Source organism: Glutamicibacter sp. NPDC087661 (genome assembly GCF_044743275.1).
Classification (GTDB): Bacteria; Actinomycetota; Actinomycetes; order Actinomycetales; family Micrococcaceae; genus Glutamicibacter.
This window is the reverse complement of sequence record NZ_JBIUWE010000001.1, coordinates 1,379,100-1,397,856: the sequence shown is the minus strand read 5'-3', so window position 1 is coordinate 1,397,856 and position 18,757 is coordinate 1,379,100. Positions and strand designations below refer to the sequence as shown.

Below are 18,757 nucleotides of genomic sequence, written 5' to 3'. Positions count from 1 at the left end.
CACCGTCATCCTGTAAGAAACGGACGAACCCATGAGCACCCAAATCACTGACAACGCCAATGCCTCGGTAGCCCAGAACATCGCTCGGCTCAATCTGCTGGCTCCGGAATCCACCTGCTCCACCGATCTGGCCTCCAACCCGTGGGACACCCCTGCGGGCTACGGGCCAGGTGCCTCCCAAGAGGATTCGGTTCCAGCTGGTTACCCGGTGCAGGGTTCCATCCCAGAGGAATACCTGGAGGCTAGCGACGCCGAGCTTGATACTCGCATCATTGCTGCCAAAGAAACCCTGGGGGACAGGGCAGTGATCCTAGGGCACTTCTACCAGCGCGATGAAGTGGTGAAATATGCGGATTTCGTGGGTGACTCCTTCCAGCTGGCCAACGCAGCATTGACCCGAGACAAGGCGGAAGCCATCGTGTTCTGCGGTGTGCACTTCATGGCCGAAACGGCAGATATTCTCAGCCGCGAGGACCAATCGGTGATCCTTCCGAATCTTGCAGCAGGTTGCTCCATGGCAGACATGGCAGACGGTCCGAGCGTGCAAAAGTGCTGGGAAGAGCTCACCGCCCTATATGCGGATGAAGCTGATGATGGGCGGATGCCGGTCATTCCGGTGACCTACATGAACTGCTCTGCAGAGCTTAAGGCCTTTGTCGGTCGCAACGGCGGACTGGTCTGCACCTCCTCCAACGCTGCAACTGTTCTGGAGTGGGCTTTCGAGCGAGGACGCCGCGTCCTGTTTTTCCCGGACCAGCACCTTGGACGCAACACCGCTAAGGCCATGGGCATTCCCCTGGAGCAGATGCCGATGTGGACTCCGCGCAAGGAATTGGGCGGCAACGAAGCTGACACGCTGCTCGATGCCAAGGTCATTTTGTGGCACGGCTTCTGCTCCGTGCACAAGCGCTTCAACCCCGCGCAGATCGCCAAGGCGCGTGAGGATTTCCCTGGCGTGCGCGTGATTGTGCATCCGGAATGCCCCATGGAAGTTGTGGACGCGGCAGATGAAGCCGGCTCTACCGACTACATCCAAAAGGCTATTGCCGCTGCTACCGAGCCAACTGCTTTTGCCATCGGTACCGAAATTAATATGGTCAACCGCTTGGCTGCCCAGTACCCGCAGCACAACATCTTCTGCCTTGATCCAGTGATCTGCCCATGCTCCACGATGTACCGAATCCACCCGGGCTACCTTGCCTGGGTGCTCGAAGAGCTGGTTGCCGGACGAGTGGTCAACCAAATTTCGGTACCGAAGGAACAACAAGGGGATGCAAAGATCGCCCTGGAGCGCATGCTAGCTGCCAAGCCATGAGCCAGGTCCAACAAGAACCGAAGAAGCTGGTGATCGTCGGCTCCGGTGTGGCTGGACTGTGCGCAGCTTTGCACGCCGTAGAGCTGGGCATCCAGCCGGTATTGCTGACCAAAGGGAAACTGGGGGACTCGAACTCTGAGCTCGCGCAGGGCGGGCTATCAGCTGTTACCGGAGCATCCATGGCCCAAGGCGACTCTGTTTCCAAACACGTTGCCGATACGCTCAAAGCTGGCGCGGGCCACTGCGGCGTGGAACCGGTGGAACACCTGTGTTCCTCAGGCGAAGAGCTAGTGCAGGCTTTGGAATCCTATGCAGTGGATTTTGACCGCAATGCAGATGGCTCCTACCAGCTTGGCCTTGAAGCCGCGCACAGCGCACACCGTATTCTGCATATCAATGGGGATGCCACCGGCGCTTCATTGGTGCAAACCTTGGTTCGTGCCGTGCGCCAACTGGAAACTGCAAACAAGCTCAGCATCTTCGAGGATGCAGTTGCCACCGAACTCCAGCTGCATGATGGAAAAGTCTCAGGGGTGCACTACTTGCGCAACGAGGCAGAACAACTGCTCCTGGCAGAAGCGATCCTGCTGGCTACCGGTGGACTGGGCCAGTTGTATTCAGCGACCACCAATCCTCAGGGAGCAACCGCCGACGGCCTGGGACTGGCCGCCCGGGCAGGTGCTGTCATCGCGGATGCCGAATTCATCCAGTTCCATCCAACGCTGGTTGACCCCGCCCGATATCCAGAAGCCGGGATGGTTTCCGAAGCCGTACGTGGTGAAGGTGCCATTTTGGTCAATGACGCCGGGCAGCGCTTCATGCCTGGAATTCACCCGGATGCTGAGCTGGCACCCCGTGATGTCGTGGCCCGAGGCATCCATGAACAGATCCAAGCCGGGCACCAGGTCTACCTTGATGCGCGGGCCGTGGAAGAAACGCGTGGCACAGGATTCCTCGCAGGCCGTTTCCCATCCATCACCGCCCGGCTCGCAAGTTGCACCGCGGGCGGCTCCGGCCTGGACATGGCTCATGACCTGATTCCGGTGGTAGCGGCCCAGCACTACTTCATGGGCGGGATCCACACCGACATCTCAGGACGAACCTCTGTCCCAGGCCTCTATGCGGCCGGCGAATGCGCCAACACGACAGTTCATGGTGCCAACCGCTTGGCCAGCAACTCCTTGCTGGAAGCAATGATTTTTGCCCGAGAAGCCATCCTGGCCTTGATCAGCGACCCACCAGATGCTCGCTGCAATACCGATGCGCTGACTATCCAGCAACTCTCCGAGCCTGCCCCGGAAGCACCCCTGGATCTTGAACAGCTGCAAACGGCAGCCAGCAGCAAACTTGGTGTCTACCGCACCGGCGAGGAGCTCGAAGAAATGGCCCAGATACTGGCGACGAGCGCGCCTGTCGCTGCCACTGCGCGAGAGCAGGCGGAACTGCGCAATCTGTGGATCGCTGCAAGGATCATCGCTGCAGGTTCCATGGCACGCACAAAAAGCCTGGGTGCACACCACCGCTTGGATTCAACCGAATTCACCAGCAGCCTGTCAGATGAGGGTGTGCGCTATGGCTGGACCCTGCACCCAAGCGAGCTGAACAACGAGAACCTTTTGAGCAAGGAAATGAACGCGTGAACACTTTGATCCATCCGGTACCCAACGCTGCCATGGACCGCATCATCGAGCTGGCGCTCGCCGAGGACAATCCGCGCGGCGATATCACCGCACTTACCATCGTTCCCGAAGGCGCGACAGCTACCGCCGTGGTGCAGGCCCGCCAGCCAGGCGTACTCTCCGGAGGGGCAGTATTTACCCGGACTATGCAGCTAGTCGATGCGCAGCTGGAGGTAGAGCAGCTGATTGCCGACGGAGACACGTTTGCCGCCGGTGACAGCTTGCTCAAGGTCTCCGGGCCGGCGGCGAGCTTGCTGACCGCTGAACGCGTGGGGCTCAATCTCCTGCAGCGCATGTGTGCCATCGCGACGGCGACCGCTGAGCTCGTCGGCCTGGTTGCGCATACCAAAGCCCGCATTGTCGATACCCGGAAAACTACGCCAGGCCTTCGCGTCCTTGAACGCTACGCAGTGCGCTGCGGTGGGGGAGTCAACCACCGTGACAACCTGTCGGATGCTTTCATGGCCAAGGACAACCACCTCGCTTTGCTGGATAACGGAGAGCAGCTTACCGCTGCCCTGAAGTCGGTACGTGCGCGGCTGGGGCACACCACGTCGATGGAAGTTGAAGTAGATTCCATTGCACAGATTCCACCAGTGCTCGCCGCCGGAGTGGACATCATCATGCTGGATAACTTTGATCCCGCTGACATTCCCGCAGCCATTGAACTGATCAACGGGCAAGCAGTAGTAGAAGCCAGCGGAAACATCAACGCATCAACAGTCGTGGCTGTCGCTGAAGCCGGTGTTGATGTCATTTCCTCGGGTGCCATTACACACTCGGTGAAAGCAATTGACCTTGGACTGGATATGGTTATTGCATGATCTACATGGATGCCGCATCCACCGCGCCACCTCGCCAAGACGTTCTCGACATGCTCAATCCGTTGTTGACCATGGATTTCGGTAATCCGGCCTCTTTGCACGAAGCCGGGCAGCAAGCCAAGCGGGCTAACGACTGGGCAAGAACGCAGCTGGCTAGCCAGCTGGGCGTGGCAGCAGAGGAAGTCTATTTCACTTCCGGCGGCACCGAGGGAGCCAACACTGCCGTGATCGGGGCGGCCTTGGCCAACCCCCGTGGACGTGTGGTGGTCTCAAGCTCCATTGAGCATCCAGCGGTGCTGGAAGCCTGCAAATACCTTGTTGAATTTCACGGATTCGAACACCGCGTCATCCCGGTATCGTCCACGGGGCTAGTCGATGTGGATGCAGCCCGTCAGCTGATCGATGCAGCTGTTGCCGTGGTTTCGGTGATGGCGGTGAACAATGAAGTCGGCACCATTCAACCGGTAGTGCAAGTTGCCCAACTGGCCCGCAAAGCTGGGGCGATCATGCATACGGACGCCGTGCAGGCCGCCGGCTGGATCGATCTCAAACCGTTGTGCGCCGCAGTGGACGCGTTGAGCATTTCCGGGCACAAGATCGGCAGCCTCAAGGGCAGCGGAGCGCTGTACCTATCCGCCGAGCATCGCTTCGTGCCGCTACTGCACGGTGGCGGGCAGCAGGGCGGAATGCGTTCGGGAACCGAGAACCCGGCGGCGGCCGTCGGCGTGGCCGCGGCATTGCAGGCAGCGAGCGCACAGCGCGAAGCAGGACTGGGCGAAAGCTTTGGCCCGTACCTGGTTGAACGGATTCTCAAGGAACTCAATGCCAAGCATCCGGGCAGCGTCCAGCTGACAGGGGATCCGGAACATCGTGTTGGCGGCATAGTCTCCTTCATCTTCCCGAAGACCGCCGGTGAAACTGTGCTGATTGAATTGGCCCGCAAGGGAGTCCTATGCTCTTCAGGTTCTGCTTGCGCAGCAGGCTCGACCGATCCTTCAGCGGTACTCACTGCGATGGGCTACGAAGAAGAACTGGCCCATACTGCTGTCCGTCTTTCGTTCACGCGCACCGCAAAAGAAAATGAGATCAGCCAGGTGGCCTCGGCTGTAGTTTCCTGTGTCTCCGGGCTCCTAAGCTGAAAATCCTGCTTCCCGGAACAGAAAAGTTCTTGGAAGCAGGACTGCAGCCAGCCGATGCCGGCGCCCTAGCGCAAGTACGTGCCGGAGACCCAGCCGTTCTTCCCGGCGTACTTCACCGGGTACCAGCCGGACTTCTTCGAGCCGCGGATGGTCACCGTCTTTCCTTTGGGAATAGTGAGGATGACACGCTTGCCTGTTCCCGCACCACTGCGCATGTTCAGGTTCGCGATGGTCTTCTTAGACGAGGACTTTGAGCTCTTGGGATTGGTGGTCTTCGGTGCAGTCCCGGAGGAGGAGAAATTGCTCAGGTAGGTGCCCGAGACCCAGCCATTCTTCCCTGCGTACTTCACCGGGTACCAGCCGGACTTCTTTGCGCCGCGAACGGCGACCTTCTTGCCATTCGGAATAGTCAGCACGACGCGATGGCTGGTGCCTGCCCCGGCACGCATATTCAAGTTCGCAGTGGTCTTGGCAGACTTGGCATTGCTGGTGCTCTTCTGAGGCGCGCTCTTCTTCGAATCCTTCTTCGGTGCTGCCGGCATCGAGATGTTCTTCAGGTACTTGCCCGATACCCAACCGGTTTTCGAGCTGTAGCGAATCTGGTACCAACCGGACTTCTTGGATCCGGTCAGTTGGACGCTCTTGCCTTTCGGGATGGTCACCAACAGTCGGTTTCCGGCGCCTGCCCCGGTGCGCATATTCAGATTCGCGGTGGTCCGCGCTGTGCCCTTGGTCTGCTTGGGAGTGCTCTTGGCTTTCTTGCCAGAAACCCCATAGAAGGCTTCGAGGCTCTTGGCGCCGGAGTTCTTCACGCTCTTGGCCAAGGAGGTACCCAGGTAGCGGAAGTGCCACGGCTCATAGGAGTAGCCCGTGACGGATTCCTGGCCCTTCTGGTAGCGCATGATGAAGCCGTACTTGTGTGCGTTCTTGCCGACCCACTTGCCCACGGGAGTGTTGGCGAAGCAGGCCTGCAAACCGCAAGCGCCGTTGGCATTTCCCACGTCAATGGCCAGGCCAGTCTGGTGCTCGCTGGTGCCCGGTACAGCGGAGATGCGTGAAGCGTAGCTCTTGCCATAGATGCGGGTGTAGTAGTTGAACAGCTCAGCCTGGCGGTTGTATGAACGATAACCGCTGACAGCCCGGATCTTGACACCGTCCTTCGCAGCTGCCTTGGCCATCTTGCTGTAGGCCTTGGCCGCCGAGGACTTTAGCCGGACGTTGGTGCCCTTGACCGCTACCGTCTTCGGTGCGTACTTAACGGGACTGAGCGGGTACTTCTTGTTGACGAAGACGTCATCCTTGCTCGGATTGCGCTGGATTTTCTTGGCGGCAATCTGCAGTCCGCCATCAACTGCCAGTGCCTGAGCCTGTACCGCTGAAGTTGCTGGAGCAGGGGCTGCGGCTAGTGCCGGGGTTGCCGGAAGCACTGTTGCAAGCAGTGCGGCCGACAGGACGGCAGCCATTGAAGTCTTGAACGCCCGAGGCAGTTTCATGGAACTCTCCGATAGAGGTGACAAGCGATGCGACCATCATTCCATCATCTATCCATGACTCGTTCAAGACGTTACTGCAAACGTTAGAGAAGGAATAGTCTCGTTGGGCGCATCTTTTGAATCAACTAGCGCGGCAGTTCCGCACTTGGCGCCAGAGGCCGGCAACCAGTTGCTGCTGGCGGTGTGGATATGGATAAACGGCCTCCCACTTGAGGCACCGCAAGTATTCCATGGGCCGTGGCCGCAGGGTCTTCGCAACTGGGTTTTCCAGTCGGCCAGGCGTGCCGCAAGGAGCGCGGCCTGGGAAAATGCTCGCTGAACTTTGCTTGCAAGAAGTCGCAATCCTCACGCCAGCCGCCAGGAAAATGCCCCGTTCCTGGAGTCAAGTTGGTGGAAGAACACGAAGGGCCAATTTTTCTAGCTCGGCGAGATTTGGTAGGTTTGCGTGCATGCGTATCCGTCCAGAAGTCTTCGATGACCGAGCTGCGGTGTATGCAATAACCCATGCTGCGTTCTCCGGCATCGATCCGATGGTTGAGCCTGAGGAAGTCGGACTGCTGCAGCGTCTATTCGACTGCGACCAGTACGATAACCGTTTCTCAATCGTTGCCCTGGATGACACAACGGTCATTGGGCACGTCATCGCTACATGGGGAGAAGTGAACGGGGAACCCTTGCTGGGACTTGGCCCGCTAGCTGTCGCCCCGGAATACCAGCACCGAGGTGTCGGGTCGATCCTGATGCAAGAAATTCATGACAGGGCCGAGCAAGAAAGCATCAGCGGTATCGTTCTGCTGGGCGCCCCTGGCTACTACCGCCGCTTCGGCTACGAAGCGGCGCAAGGTCGCGGGATCCTGCCTACGCGCACCTCATGGGGCGAGCACTTCATGGTGCGGGTCTTCGACGATAACCGCCTGCCGCGCGGCAACTACCGCTATGCCAAGCCGTTTGGTGTCTAAACGCTAATTTTCGCTGGGAATTTTCCCATATCTATTGTCACTAGTGCTCTTCGGGCGTAAACCTGTCTTATGGAACCACATGAAGAGCTTCGCGAACTGTCCTTCACCGTGTCGGGAATCATTTCCAAATCGATCAGGCAAGTATACGAAGCTGTGGCTGATCCAGAACAGCTTTCCCATTACTTCACTACCGGCGGAGCATCCGGGCACATGGAAAACGGTGCCACCGTGACCTGGGACTTCCATGATTTCCCCGGCCCGTTCCCGGTCAAGATCGTGGAAGTGGAAGAGCCAAAGCGTATTGTCCTGCAATGGGGCGGCCAGCAATCCACTGCTGCCGATGGCATGAATACCGTGACGTTCGAATTCGCTTCACTGGAAGACAGCACCCGAACCAAGGTGACCATCAGCGAGGCCAGCTGGGTGGCGACCTCCGAAGGAGCCAAGGCTGCCTTTGGGAATTGCGAGGGCTGGACCGGGATGCTGGCCGCGATGAAGGCGTGGCTGGAATACGGGATCAACCTCCGCGAGGGGTTCTACAAATAGCCGGGATCGGCAGCTAGCGGCGGCGCTGGTAGTAGACGTGCGTGGCAAGCGTCGTTTCGCGCCGTGACACGCGGTCCATATGCGTTTCTATATCTTCAACGCTGATCGGTTCGCCATGCCCGAGGCGGATGGGCGCGATATGCAGCCGCAGCTCGTCAATGAGGCCGGCTCGCAAGAACTGCACAATGGTGTTTGCTCCACCGGCGATGGCCACTGGATTCTCTCCCGCCGCTTCCTGGGCTTCGGCGAGGGCTTCCTCGATCCCATCGGGGACGAATTGGAAGCTGGTCCCGCCCTCCAGGCAGAGCATCGGCTTCGGATGGTGGCTGAGCACGAAGACCGGGGCATGGTACGGAGGGGTCTCTCCCCACCACCCGATCCAGTCGGCGTCGTCCTCACCGGCTGGAGGGCCGAACATCTTGCTCCCCATGATGAAAGCCGAGGCTTCGGTAATAGCGGAAATTTCCGCCTGGTTCTCGTCGAGGCGCTCAAACTGCCAGCGGTGCAGGGCTTCGGCTCCCTCGCCCAGCGGATTATCCATGCTCTGATTGGGTCCAGCGCAGAATCCGTCCAGGGAGACGGTGACATCGCAAACTACCGAGCCCATGGCAAATGCCTCGATTCAACCTACATGCCGGCGGGAGAGTGGCTACTCCTACAATGAACCTGCCCGGAGGCAGAATCAAGCCCAGGTTCGGGACAATGCACCCAGACGCCTAGCTCTCCACGTCTTTTGGCGCACCGGCAACATTCCACAGCGACAAGTGGTATTTCCGGATCAGCGCTGCTTCCAGGAGCAGGGCCGCCTTGCGGTGGATGCAGGTGACCCACCGGCCTTCAAGATTCAAGCGGTCAATGGCCAGGCGTGCCACTTGCTGGATTGAGCGGGATTCACCGCGGTCCGCCTCGATTGCCAGGTCCCGCAGCCACTGGGGATCCGCTAGTCCTTCGTCAAAAGCGTACTTGCCCATGCCGGAGGTCGCGCCCTGGCCGCTGGAATAGATCTTCAGTCTTCCGCGAAGTCCCTTGCCGCTGCGTTCACCAGCCTGGCCCACGTAGATTGGCTCATGGTCCGAGGCGCCCGCGCGGCGGAACATGTAGACGCCCGGGGCCACTGGCGCCGAGTCGGCGGTGGCTTCAAAGGAGTCCCACGGCGACCAGTCCAGGGATTCAATGACCTGGTCGTCAATGGGCGTGAGGGAAATTTCCAGCCCCGGCGCGCCGGCGAACTGAAGTTGGGTCTGCAAAGCGGCGGAGACATGCCAGTTGCCACCTGGCTGAGGCGGCTTCTGGATGGCGCCCTTGGGACGATGCTGGCGCAGATAGCTGCGCAACTCCTTGGTTTCTACGCCAAGGGTGCTGGCAGCTTCTTCCAAGCTGAATAGCTTTTCGTCCTTCAAGAGTGTTCTGCCTTCTGTGCGCCGTGATTGAACAGTTGATGCTGAATCAATTTAATCCCATGGAATGCCCGGGAGCCCGGAAGGAGCTGCCTATGGCATGTCCTTCCGGGCTGGGGCAAAAGCTACTGCACCGCTTCACGCAGTTTGGTGCTCAAGCGTTCCAACTCATGGAATTCTTCTTCGGTCAGTGCGGTGCCCAGCAAATTGTGCAGATGCTTGACGTGCTCCCTTCCGATTTCCTGCTGGAGCTTGCGGCCTGCCTCGGTCAGCGAGAGCTGCATGGCACGGTGGTCATCCGGGTCGGCCTCGCGAACTACCAGCCCCTGGTCTTCCAATCGGGTGACCATGCGGCTGAGGCTGGGCTGCGAAATCAGCAACTGCTTGTTCAGGTCTACCATCCGGCTTTTGCCGCCGGGGCAGGTGCGCAAGTTGAACAGCACGTCGTACTCGCGCATGGACAGCTTGCCGAACTCCGGCATTGCGGTGATCTGGCGCATGACCGCCACCTGTGCCCGGAAAAGAGCCTCCCAGGCATCGGTGGCGACCTTCAATGAGGCTGCTGGATTACTGGTCCCGGTCACTTGCTACAGGCTCCTTGGTGTTTGCTTGCTCAGCTTCCAGTTTAGCGTCGCGAGCAGCAACCAATCCCGCATGGGTAGGAGCCGGGGTAAGGTCCTTCGGTGCCCGGGAATCCATTTCCTTGCGCAGTTCAGGCAGTACGTACTCGCCGAACAGGTCCAGCTGGTTCAGCACGGTCTTCAGCGGCAGGCCGGCATGGTCGATGAGGAACAGCTGTCGCTGGTAGCTGCCGAAGTACTCCTGGAAGGACAGCGTCTTCTCCAGCACCTGCTGCGGGGAGCCAACGGTCAGCGGGGTCTGGGAGGTGAAGTCTTCCAGCGACGGGCCATGGCCGTAGACCGGGGCGTTATCGAAGTACGGGCGGAATTCCTTGACTGCCTGCTGGGAATCCTTGGCCATGTAGAACTGGCCGCCCAGGCCAACCACGGCCTGGTCGGCGCGTCCGTGCCCATAGTGCTCGTAGCGCTCGCGGTACAGGTTGATCAGCTGCTGGTAGTGCTCCTTTGGCCAGAAGATGTTGTTGGCGAAGAAGCCGTCACCGTAGTAGGCGGCGATTTCTGCTACCTGCGGGGTGCGGATCGAGCCGTGCCAGACGAATGGTGCCACGTCATCGAGCGGGCGCGGGGTGGAGGTGAAGTTCTGCAGCGGGGTGCGGAACTTGCCTTCCCAGTTCACCACGTCCTCATCCCACAGGCGGCGCAGCAGGTGGTAGTTCTCCACGGTCAGGTTGACCGAGTCCTGCATGTTCTTGCCGAACCATGGGTAGACCGGCCCGGTGTTGCCGCGGCCCAGAACCAGGTCCACTCGTCCATCTGCCAGGTGCTGGAGCATGGCGAAGTCCTCGGCGATCTTCACCGGGTCATTGGTGGTGATCAGCGTGGTCGTGGTGGAAAGGATGATGCGCTCGGTCTGGGCGGCAATGTAGGCCAGCGTGGTGGTAGGGGAGGAGGAGAAGAACGGGCGGTTGTGGTGCTCGCCGATGGCGTAGACGTCCATGCCGATTTCTTCGACCTTCTTGGCGATCGCCACCGATGCGTCGATGCGCTCTTTTTCGGTAGGGATGCGGCCGGTAGTCGGGTCGCGGGTGATGTCGCTGACTGAGAATACTCCGAATTGCATGTCCACTCCTGTTTTCCTGGTGCAAGCGTTATGTCCTGCCACCAATTTATATGCGTATGCATGTAATAACAAGTTGATGCGTCAAATATTCCCGGGCTCCTCGGAGATCTTTCTTCCTGGGGTGCACCGTCCGGCGGGTGCCCGCCGCACTGCCGGCAACGTGCAACGAGTCAATGAGCAATGAGTCAACGGCGGGTGGGGATGAAACCTGCACCCCAGAACAAGTTGCCTTGCTCGTGGGCCGGTTCCAAAGAGGGCTGCCCTGACGCGCACCGGCAATTGCGCCTGTGCTTGCGCAACTGGCGCAAAGCCCGTCGCAGCTGGCGCGCAGTCAGCGCGGATCCGGTATCCGTACCGGACTGCTGCTCCTGGATGCGAGCGAACAGGATGGTGCATGGCGGAATCTGGGTTGCGGTCATGAGTTGGCCTTTCGTAGAAGTTCATACGACAGCCAACAGGCTCCAGCTAACTTGAGGTCAAGCGGCCGGACCTGAATAATTCCTCATATGACATCCTCCAGCCAGTCCGCAGTTCCAACAAGGAAAAGCCAATTAGGCATCGGGGATCTCGCTCGGCGCGCGGGGGTATCAGTGGCGGCGATCAGGTACTACGAGTCGCGGAACCTGATTTTCTCCACGCGGACCAACGGGAACATGCGCGTGTTCCCCAAGCACACGCTGCGCAGGCTGGCGATTATCGCTGCTGGCCAGCGCGTGGGCCTGACCCTGGCTGAAATCGCCGGCACGTTGGGCGAGCTGCCCGAGGACCGGGCGCCACGGCAGAACGAATGGGAACAGCTCAGCATGCATTGGAAGAAGATCATCGATCGCCGCATGCTGCAGCTCGAATCGCTGCGGGATTCGCTGGATGGATGCATCGGCTGCGGATGCCTGTCGATCAAGAATTGCTCGCTGGTCAACCCCGGAGACGAGGCCGCCGCGGAAGGCGAAGGCTCTCGCTGGATCCGCAAACTCGATGCGAACTCCAACCACGGGGTTACCGGCGCCGTGGAGTGACGATTCCGCCCTGATAGGCAATCAGGGCGGCCTCCACGCGGTTGCGGGCACCGAGCTTGAGCAGGATCGCGGTCATATGCCCCTTGACTGTCGCCTCGGTGAGCACCAGCCGGGCGGCAATCTCCGCATTGGACAGGCTCTGGCCCACCAGCGCCAAGACCTCGCGTTCGCGCACGGTCAAGCCGTGGACCAGGGACCGGGCCCGGGACTGCGCGGCGGTGTCGATCCCGCGCACCTTGTCGATCACCCTCCGGGCAATGCGCGGGGAGAGCGCTGCTGCGCCTTCGGCCACCGCGTGGATGGCGCCAAGCAGTTCCTCGGGTCCCGAGCTCTTGAGCATGAATCCGCAGGCTCCGCCGGACATGGCCCGGTCGATGTATTCCTCCTCACCGAAGGTGGTCAGGACCAGCACCTTGGTTTCCGGAGCCTGGCCCAGGATGGCTTCCATGGCTCCCAGTCCGTCGAGCTGCGGCATGCGGATATCCATCAGGATCACCGAGGGGTCCAGGCGCGCGGCCAGTTCGATGGCGCGCACCCGTTCTCCGCTTCCCCGGCAATGAAGATGCCCGGGTCGCTGGACAGGATCGCGCGCAGCCCGGCGCGGATCAGCGCATCGTCATCCACTAGCAGGACGCTGACGGGGGTGTCCATGCTCATCTGCAGTTCCTTTGGCTAGCCGGCGGGGTAGAGGTGGTCGGTGGAAACCAGTACGTTTTCGGTGAAGCACAGGCGGAACATCTCGCTGCCCAGATCCAGCAGCCCGGTCCGGGCCGCATAGTAGCGGCACTGCGCATCCCCTGGCGGTGCCGGCTCGTCGATCACGGGAAGCGGCTCATCCAGGCCCGGGGCGTGGACCAGCGAAGCAACCTGCCGTGCGTCCATGCCCACCGAGAGCTTCTGGAAGTCCGAGGGGTGCAGGGCGGTGGCCTGGTAGGTGGCATGCTGCAACAGCAGCAGGGCCGCGGCAATCACCGTGACGGCGAGGGCCGGCATCAGCACCAGCATCGAGGTGCTCGTGCGCTTCACCGGCGGCTGCACCCCGGCAGGCGCCTGGCGCGGGGATGCCTGGGCAATGGAAGCGCGCAGTTCGAAACGCTCCTTGGTGCGGTGCACCGCCAGCGAGCCTCCGGCAGCTTCGAGGGTGCCGCGCAGCGAAGCTATCCCGGTGGCCCCAACCCGGCTGGGAGGCAGGGGGCCATGCAGCGGATTGGAAATGCTCAGCACCGCCTGCTCTGAGCGCGTATCGAGCTCGAGGTCCACCTCGGCATGCGGCGCGTACTTCGCCGCATTGGTCAACGCCTCCTGAGCCACCTGGCGCAGCACCGCGGCCCACCGGATGGATCCGGGGGCCCGGAACGAGGGGCCCTTCCGGGAGAAATTGATCGTCATGCCCTTGGCCCGGGCCTGTTCGACCAGCTGCTCCAGCGATGAACCTGCCGGGCCCAGCGGCGCTTGTTCGCCGTCCTCGTGCAGCACCCCGATGATCTGGTGCAGATGCTCGATGGACTCATCGGCCTGCTCGCGGATCCGCTTTGCCTGTTCGTAGGCCGGCGTGCCCTTTTCCAAGGACACCTGCAGCCCGCCGGTGGACAGTGCCAGCAGCGCCAGATCGTGGCCCAGCTGGTCATGCATGGCTTCGGCAATGCGCGCCCTTTCCCGCAGCTCGGCTTGCACCACCACATGCCGGCGCTCCTCGCTGCGGAACAGCACCGCATTGCGCCGCGCCCGGCCCGCCCACCAGGGCAGCAGCGCGAAAAGCACCAGGCCCGTAAGGATATTCAGTGCGAAGGCCAGCAGGCTCAGGTGCGAGGACCATGCCAGCGTCACCCCGGAGGCCAGCGTCCCTGCCCCGAGGGCCAGCAATCCATGGGCCAGCGCGGAAACATGCCGTCCGGCCAGGTAGCTGCAGGCCGCGGCCAGGGGAGCGAGCACAACCCAGGCCCCGTTCGTGGAGATGGGAACCAGATAGGCGCACAGGGCCAGCAGCAGCAACAGGACCGGCTGCTTCCACGAGGTAGTCATGATCAACATGCTACGCAGAATCGGCGCAGCCAGACACCGACCAAGGCAGGGGTTCGGGGCCGCGCGTTGGCCGACTTCCAGCCGGTGCGCGGCGGCCCGGGCGAATCCTAGGGTTGAGCGCAGAACCAAAGGAGCACACCATGATCGCACTTGAAGCGCTGAGCAAGGACTTCGGCGCCACCCGCGCAGTCAATGCGCTGACCGCCACCATAGAACCCGGGCAGGTGACCGGATTCCTCGGACCCAACGGGGCCGGCAAATCGACCACCATGCGGATGATCCTCGGACTGGACGCGCCAAGCAGCGGGCGGGCACTGGTCAACTCGGTTCCCTACGCGCAGCTGCGCTACCCGCTGCAGGTTCTCGGAGCGCACATCTGCGGCACGGCGGGGCATCCGGGGCACACCCCGCGCACCTTCCTCGGATCCCTGGCGCAAAGCAACCGGATCCCGGGAACCCGGGTGGATGAGGTACTGGCCGACGTCGGGCTGCAGTCCGTGGGCACCCAGCGGATCGGCGGATTCTCGCTGGGCATGCGCCAGCGCCTGGGCATTGCCGCGGCGCTGCTGGGCGATCCGCAGATCCTGGTCCTGGACGAGCCGATGAACGGGCTGGACGCCGAAGGGATCGTCTGGATTAGGCAGCTGCTGCGCGCCCGGGCGGATCGCGGCGGGACCGTCTTCGTCTCCAGCCACCTGATGAGCGAGGTGCAGCAGGTCGCGGACCAGCTGATCCTGATAGGCCGTGGAGAGCTGATCGCCCAAGCCCCCACCAGGGAGCTGATCAGGCAATTCACCCAGCAGGTCATTACGGTGCGTTCGCCGCAGCTCGCGGCGCTCGCCGGACTCCTGCAGCGACCGGGCATCGAGCTGAACGCTGGCGAGGACCGGCTGGAGGTCATCGGCCTGCCTCTGGAAAATGTCGGTGGGCTGGCCTTCGCCCATGGCATCGAGCTGCATGAACTGAGCGTTGCCCACGGATCGCTGGAAAACGCCTACAACCAATTGACACATGGCATGGTGGAGTACTCCGCCGAATCAGCTAGGGGAGCGGGAAGCAAATGAGCACGCTGCAGATCAAAGAGTCCGCATCCGGATACCTGGGCGCAGAGCTGCTGGCGGCGGCCCGCGCCGAGGCCGCTAAATTCTTCGGGCTGCGGTCGCTGCTCTGGCTTTATGCCTTGGGAATCGCGTTGTCCATCGCCCTGGGGTGGCTGCTGGGTGCCAGTGCGAAAGCCAGCGGGGACAATGGCTTCGACGCGGCGATGCCTGCCCCGCTGATGGTTTTCTCAACCCTGCAATTCGGCCAGTTGTTCTTCGCTGCCGCGGCGGCCCTGCACATCACCAGCGAGTACTCCAGCGGCACCATCACCACCTCCTTGCAAGCGGTACCGCGCCGTGGGCTGCTGCTGGCAGCGAAGGCGCTGCTGCTCTCCGGGCTCGGTTTCGCTGCCGGGGTGGCCATGATCGGCGTGGGCACCATTCCGGCAGCGCTCAGCGCGGGGCCGTAGGGAACCTTCACCGTCTCCGACCTGGTTTCGGCCTGCCTGGGCGCCGGAACCTACCTGGCGCTGCTGAGCTTGATGGTGCTCGGGCTCGGGCTGCTGTGCCGGAACTCGGCCGGGGCGATCGTCTCGGCGATCATGCTGGTGATCGGGCTGCCACAGATCCTGCAGCTGATTCCCTTCTCATGGGTGCAGACGGTGGCCGACTACCTGCCCAGCAATGCGGCGACGTTCATGGCCACCGGCGCCACCGAACCCTATGGACCGGCAGCGGCGCTGCTGGTGCTGGCAGGCTGGGCCGTGGCCCTGCTCGGAGCCGGATATGTTTCGCTGAAGCGGCGCGACGCCTAGCCGCAGGCAGCGCACAGCGGGGTATCGGGCGTGATGCCCGATACCCCGCTGTGCGCACTTTTCTGGCGTTGCTAGGCCTTGGACCGAAGCTGGGCACGGTCCCGCCATGCGGCGGTGCTCCACAGTGCAAGCGCTACCAGCGCTGGCTGGAAGAAGAGCCGGGCAAGCCGTTTCCCGTCGGTGTCCAGGCCGAACGCGTCGCGTCCCTCCTGCCACTGGGCGAGATTGCCGGGGAACACCGCGACGAAGAAGAGCGCGGCGATCCAGCCCACGGCGACCCGCTTCTTGAGCAGCGCCAGCAAGGAAAGTCCCAGGCCGATTTCGGCGACACCGGAAAGCATGACCGTCAGGTCCGGATCCAGCGGGACGAAGTCCGGGACCTGGGCGCGGAATTCCTCGCGGGCAAAGGTCAGGTGGCTGACCCCGGCGAAGCCCAGGAATGCCCCGAGCGCAATCCGTGCGCCGTGCCGGGCAATTCCCAGGGGCTTCGCCGCCGGGGACCTAGTCATCGCTGACGCTGACCAGGACATCGATGTTGCCGCGGGTGGCATTGGAGTAGGGGCAGACCTGGTGGGCCGCATCGGCCAGTTCCTGGGCCAGTGCGGGTTCCATGCCGGGAATGATGACTTCCAGCTCAACCGAGAGCTTGAACCCGTTCTCTCCGTCGCGGTTCAGGTGGACTCGGCCGCCGACGCTGGAGTCCTCGATCTTGACCTTGCGGCCGCGCGCTACCATATTCAATGCCGAGTGGAAGCAGGCGGCGTAGCCCGCGGCGAACAACTGTTCCGGGTTGGTGCCGGCTCCCGAGCCGCCCAGTTCTGCCGGGGAGGCCAGGGCCAGATCGAGCTTGCCGTCCGGGGTCTGGACGCGGCCTTCGCGGCCTTGGCCGGTGGACAGGGATTCAGCGGTGTACAGGGTTTCCATGAAACTGCCTTTCGATGAGGGTGAAATCTGGTAGCTATTTTCCGGAGGGTTGGTCCGGAGCGGGGATTTGCTGCATGGAGGCGGTGATGCGGTGCAGGGATGCCAGCAGCGCTTTGGCGCTTTCCATATCCGGCAACCCGGTGCCGCAGGCAATCTGCGCCGGGATGTGCGCCAGTTCCTTGCGCAGGGATACGCCAGCGGGGGTTAGGCGGACGTTGACGACGCGGCTGTCCTGGTCATCGCGTTGGCGTTCGATGAAGTCCTTTTGTTCCAGCCGGCGTAGCAGCGGGGACAGGGTGCCGGAGTCCAGCTGGAGCATCTCGCCGATTTCGCGCACCGGCTTATCGCCTTCGGACCACAGTGCAACGAGCACCAGGTACTGGGTGTAGGTCAGCTGCCAAGGGGCGAGCAGCTCGGTATATGCGCGGGTGGTGGCCCGGCTGGCCGAATAGAGGGAGAAACACACCATGTCGTCAACAATTGCCATGGAATAATGATTGCACGCAATTCAATTGTGCGCAACTTAAATTATTGATTCGCCAGTCGTGGCCCTGCGCGGACCGCAGGACGGGGGCTTGGAATCGGATTTGGAATTGGAGCCGGACCGGCACTGGAATCGGGGGACAATGACGGGTCGGAGCACCGGCAGGGATCTTGTCCCGCCGGTTGATGGGGTCATGTTTCGCGGCCTTGCGGTGGCGTCGCTAAGCTGGGAGCCATGAGCATCGGCAACTACCTGGCGAAGGCCGGAGGGCGCACCTGCCCCCGCCTGGCGGTAGTCCGCTCGCTGCTGCTGATCAGCGCGGTGCTTTTCGGCTTGTTCTCGATGCATGTGCTGCATCATGGAGCCTCGGCGCAATCCCCGGCCACGGCCCCGGTCGCGCAGGCGCATCCGGCTCACACCCAGCCCGCGCACCATGCTCCGCCAGCCGATGCGGGCGGCGAGGAACAGGGCTGTACCGACTGCCCGATGGGCCATGAGATGGCCGCCGCCGGTTGCGTCTTGGCGTTGCTGGCCATGCTGCTGTTCCTGCGGCCGCCGCAGACTGTAGCCGTTCTCCGGGCGGTGTTCCCGCTGACCTTGTGCGTGGCATCGGAACTGCGGGGGATCGCGCCGGATAAACCTGATCTGGTTGCGTTGGGGATCTGCCGAACGTGAGAACTTGGCCGGTCGATGCACTGGCCTCCAGCTAGTTCCGGCGCCGCCGCAGGCGGACGCCGCTCACGTTCCAGATCCACCAGGAGAATCACCATGAACAAGCAGACCCTCATTTCCAGCGCCGTCGTACTGGGTGCAACTCTCGCCTTCGCCGGATGCGCAGGGGAACCATCAAGCACCGAGGCGCCCAGCGCCTCGGCCTCCGGTTCGCATTCCGGGCATTCCATGGACCAGTCCGCATCGGCCAACGACGCCGATATGGCCTTCGCCGCGGGCATGAAGGTGCACCACGAACAGGCGATCGAGATGTCCGGCATCCTGCTGGGCAAATCCGGGATTCCCGCCGAGGTGGCATCCCTGGCCGAAAGGATCCAGGCTGCGCAAGCCCCGGAGATCGAACGCATGGACCGCTGGCTTTCCGAGTGGAATATGCCCGGCGGGATGGATCACGGGGGCATGGACCACGGCGACGGGATGGTCCCGGAGGAGGGCATCAAGGCGCTGGAAGACGCGACCGGCTCAGACGCTGCCCGGCTCTTTCTCGAGCAGATGATCATGCACCACGAAGGCGCCGTGGAGATGTCCCAGACCGAGATCAGCGAGGGAAGCTACCCGGCGGCCCTCGACCTGGCCCAGCAGATCGTTGATTCCCAGACCAGGGAAATCAACGAGATGAAGCAGCTGCTTGAGACGCTGTAGCCCGGAATTGGAGACAGGAAGGTTGGGAG

At 62.1% G+C, this 18,757-nt stretch carries 24 protein-coding genes; 12 read left to right on the top strand and 12 right to left on the bottom strand.

What is annotated here, in order from left to right:
* Window positions 1-31 precede the first annotated feature (31 nt).
* Genes nadA through ACIOTN_RS06550 form a run of 4 tightly spaced genes read left to right on the top strand, consistent with a single transcriptional unit; the run spans window position 32 to window position 4,957 of the window.
* Window positions 32-1,315, top strand: coding sequence for a quinolinate synthase NadA (nadA, locus tag ACIOTN_RS06565; RefSeq protein ID WP_332489029.1), 1,284 nt, complete (start codon window positions 32-34; stop codon window positions 1,313-1,315).
* Window positions 1,312-2,955 carry an L-aspartate oxidase gene (gene nadB / locus ACIOTN_RS06560; RefSeq protein ID WP_402734958.1) on the top strand — a complete coding sequence of 548 codons (1,644 nt, stop codon included), beginning with the start codon at window positions 1,312-1,314 and terminating at the stop codon, window positions 2,953-2,955. Before nadA ends, nadB begins: the two co-directional genes overlap by 4 nt.
* Window positions 2,952-3,818 (top strand): carboxylating nicotinate-nucleotide diphosphorylase, encoded by an 867-nt coding sequence (gene nadC / locus ACIOTN_RS06555; protein ID WP_332499035.1) that lies wholly within the window; start codon window positions 2,952-2,954, stop codon window positions 3,816-3,818. The genes nadB and nadC overlap by 4 nt, the downstream gene beginning before the upstream one ends.
* Window positions 3,815-4,957, top strand: a complete 1,143-nt coding sequence (locus ACIOTN_RS06550; protein WP_402734957.1) for a cysteine desulfurase family protein — start codon at window positions 3,815-3,817, stop codon at window positions 4,955-4,957. Before nadC ends, ACIOTN_RS06550 begins: the two co-directional genes overlap by 4 nt.
* 65 nt (window positions 4,958-5,022) lie before the next feature.
* Here ACIOTN_RS06550 and ACIOTN_RS06545 read toward each other — a convergent pair whose 3' ends face one another.
* A complete protein-coding gene (locus ACIOTN_RS06545; protein ID WP_402734956.1) occupies window positions 5,023-6,450 on the bottom strand; it encodes a D-alanyl-D-alanine carboxypeptidase family protein in 1,428 nt (475 codons plus the stop codon).
* Window positions 6,451-6,899: 449 nt separating this feature from the next.
* On the opposite strand from ACIOTN_RS06545, the gene ACIOTN_RS06540 reads away from it, so the two are divergent.
* Both ACIOTN_RS06540 and ACIOTN_RS06535 read left to right on the top strand, forming a co-directional pair.
* Window positions 6,900-7,409: a GNAT family N-acetyltransferase gene (locus ACIOTN_RS06540; protein ID WP_166650847.1), complete on the top strand. Its 510-nt coding sequence runs from the start codon at window positions 6,900-6,902 to the stop codon at window positions 7,407-7,409.
* A gap of 69 nt (window positions 7,410-7,478) precedes the next feature.
* Window positions 7,479-7,955 carry an SRPBCC domain-containing protein gene (locus ACIOTN_RS06535; RefSeq protein WP_105658050.1) on the top strand — a complete coding sequence of 159 codons (477 nt, stop codon included), beginning with the start codon at window positions 7,479-7,481 and terminating at the stop codon, window positions 7,953-7,955.
* Window positions 7,956-7,968: 13 nt separating this feature from the next.
* On the opposite strand, the gene ACIOTN_RS06530 is transcribed toward ACIOTN_RS06535, so the two are convergent.
* From ACIOTN_RS06530 to ACIOTN_RS06510, 5 genes are all read right to left on the bottom strand, one after another.
* Window positions 7,969-8,562 carry a dihydrofolate reductase family protein gene (locus ACIOTN_RS06530; protein ID WP_402697539.1) on the bottom strand — a complete coding sequence of 198 codons (594 nt, stop codon included), beginning with the start codon at window positions 8,560-8,562 and terminating at the stop codon, window positions 7,969-7,971.
* 109 nt (window positions 8,563-8,671) lie between these two features.
* Window positions 8,672-9,355, bottom strand: coding sequence for a hypothetical protein (locus ACIOTN_RS06525; protein ID WP_105661090.1), 684 nt, complete (start codon window positions 9,353-9,355; stop codon window positions 8,672-8,674).
* 122 nt (window positions 9,356-9,477) lie between these two features.
* Window positions 9,478-9,936 (bottom strand): MarR family winged helix-turn-helix transcriptional regulator, encoded by a 459-nt coding sequence (locus ACIOTN_RS06520; protein ID WP_105658053.1) that lies wholly within the window; start codon window positions 9,934-9,936, stop codon window positions 9,478-9,480.
* Window positions 9,920-11,053 carry an LLM class flavin-dependent oxidoreductase gene (locus ACIOTN_RS06515; RefSeq protein WP_105661548.1) on the bottom strand — a complete coding sequence of 378 codons (1,134 nt, stop codon included), beginning with the start codon at window positions 11,051-11,053 and terminating at the stop codon, window positions 9,920-9,922. The genes ACIOTN_RS06520 and ACIOTN_RS06515 overlap by 17 nt, the downstream gene beginning before the upstream one ends.
* Window positions 11,054-11,238: 185 nt before the next feature.
* Complete coding sequence (locus ACIOTN_RS06510) at window positions 11,239-11,472, bottom strand: hypothetical protein (RefSeq protein WP_402734955.1); 234 nt, start codon at window positions 11,470-11,472, stop codon at window positions 11,239-11,241.
* A gap of 87 nt (window positions 11,473-11,559) precedes the next feature.
* Between ACIOTN_RS06510 and soxR the strand changes: the two genes are divergently transcribed.
* The gene (gene soxR / locus ACIOTN_RS06505) at window positions 11,560-12,069 is read left to right on the top strand and encodes a redox-sensitive transcriptional activator SoxR (protein WP_105661092.1); all 510 of its coding nucleotides are present in this window, start codon (window positions 11,560-11,562) and stop codon (window positions 12,067-12,069) included.
* Here the strand turns inward: soxR and ACIOTN_RS06500 are convergent.
* The 3 genes from ACIOTN_RS06500 to ACIOTN_RS06490 are packed head-to-tail and all read right to left on the bottom strand — an operon-like array spanning window position 12,050 to window position 14,091.
* Complete coding sequence (locus ACIOTN_RS06500) at window positions 12,050-12,604, bottom strand: response regulator transcription factor (protein ID WP_286134521.1); 555 nt, start codon at window positions 12,602-12,604, stop codon at window positions 12,050-12,052. The genes soxR and ACIOTN_RS06500 overlap by 20 nt on opposite strands.
* Window positions 12,562-12,726: a hypothetical protein gene (locus tag ACIOTN_RS06495; RefSeq protein ID WP_286134522.1), complete on the bottom strand. Its 165-nt coding sequence runs from the start codon at window positions 12,724-12,726 to the stop codon at window positions 12,562-12,564. Before ACIOTN_RS06495 ends, ACIOTN_RS06500 begins: the two co-directional genes overlap by 43 nt.
* A 15-nt stretch (window positions 12,727-12,741) precedes the next feature.
* Window positions 12,742-14,091, bottom strand: coding sequence for a sensor histidine kinase (locus ACIOTN_RS06490; protein ID WP_402734954.1), 1,350 nt, complete (start codon window positions 14,089-14,091; stop codon window positions 12,742-12,744).
* A gap of 140 nt (window positions 14,092-14,231) precedes the next feature.
* Between ACIOTN_RS06490 and ACIOTN_RS06485 the strand changes: the two genes are divergently transcribed.
* The 3 genes from ACIOTN_RS06485 to ACIOTN_RS06475 all read left to right on the top strand — a co-directional run bounded on the left by ACIOTN_RS06485 (window position 14,232) and on the right by ACIOTN_RS06475 (window position 15,946).
* On the top strand, window positions 14,232-15,155 hold the full coding sequence (locus ACIOTN_RS06485) for an ATP-binding cassette domain-containing protein (protein ID WP_402734953.1): 924 nt from the start codon (window positions 14,232-14,234) through the stop codon (window positions 15,153-15,155).
* Complete coding sequence (locus ACIOTN_RS06480; protein ID WP_402734952.1) at window positions 15,152-15,601, top strand: hypothetical protein; 450 nt, start codon at window positions 15,152-15,154, stop codon at window positions 15,599-15,601. Before ACIOTN_RS06485 ends, ACIOTN_RS06480 begins: the two co-directional genes overlap by 4 nt.
* A gap of 72 nt (window positions 15,602-15,673) precedes the next feature.
* Entirely contained in the window at window positions 15,674-15,946 is a 273-nt protein-coding gene (locus ACIOTN_RS06475; protein WP_402734951.1) for a hypothetical protein, read from the top strand.
* Window positions 15,947-16,017: 71 nt separating this feature from the next.
* Here ACIOTN_RS06475 and ACIOTN_RS06470 read toward each other — a convergent pair whose 3' ends face one another.
* Genes ACIOTN_RS06470 through ACIOTN_RS06460 form a run of 3 tightly spaced genes read right to left on the bottom strand, consistent with a single transcriptional unit; the run spans window position 16,018 to window position 17,357 of the window.
* A complete protein-coding gene (locus tag ACIOTN_RS06470) occupies window positions 16,018-16,455 on the bottom strand; it encodes a hypothetical protein (RefSeq protein WP_402734950.1) in 438 nt (145 codons plus the stop codon).
* Entirely contained in the window at window positions 16,448-16,870 is a 423-nt protein-coding gene (locus tag ACIOTN_RS06465) for an organic hydroperoxide resistance protein (protein ID WP_105658061.1), read from the bottom strand. Before ACIOTN_RS06465 ends, ACIOTN_RS06470 begins: the two co-directional genes overlap by 8 nt.
* 34 nt (window positions 16,871-16,904) lie before the next feature.
* A complete protein-coding gene (locus ACIOTN_RS06460; RefSeq protein WP_181148888.1) occupies window positions 16,905-17,357 on the bottom strand; it encodes a MarR family winged helix-turn-helix transcriptional regulator in 453 nt (150 codons plus the stop codon).
* 231 nt (window positions 17,358-17,588) lie between these two features.
* Here ACIOTN_RS06460 and ACIOTN_RS06455 point away from each other — a divergent pair, with 231 nt between their 5' ends.
* Both ACIOTN_RS06455 and ACIOTN_RS06450 read left to right on the top strand, forming a co-directional pair.
* The gene (locus tag ACIOTN_RS06455; RefSeq protein ID WP_402734949.1) at window positions 17,589-18,029 is read left to right on the top strand and encodes a DUF6153 family protein; all 441 of its coding nucleotides are present in this window, start codon (window positions 17,589-17,591) and stop codon (window positions 18,027-18,029) included.
* 93 nt (window positions 18,030-18,122) lie between these two features.
* A complete protein-coding gene (locus tag ACIOTN_RS06450) occupies window positions 18,123-18,728 on the top strand; it encodes a DUF305 domain-containing protein (protein ID WP_402734948.1) in 606 nt (201 codons plus the stop codon).
* Window positions 18,729-18,757 lie beyond the last annotated feature (29 nt).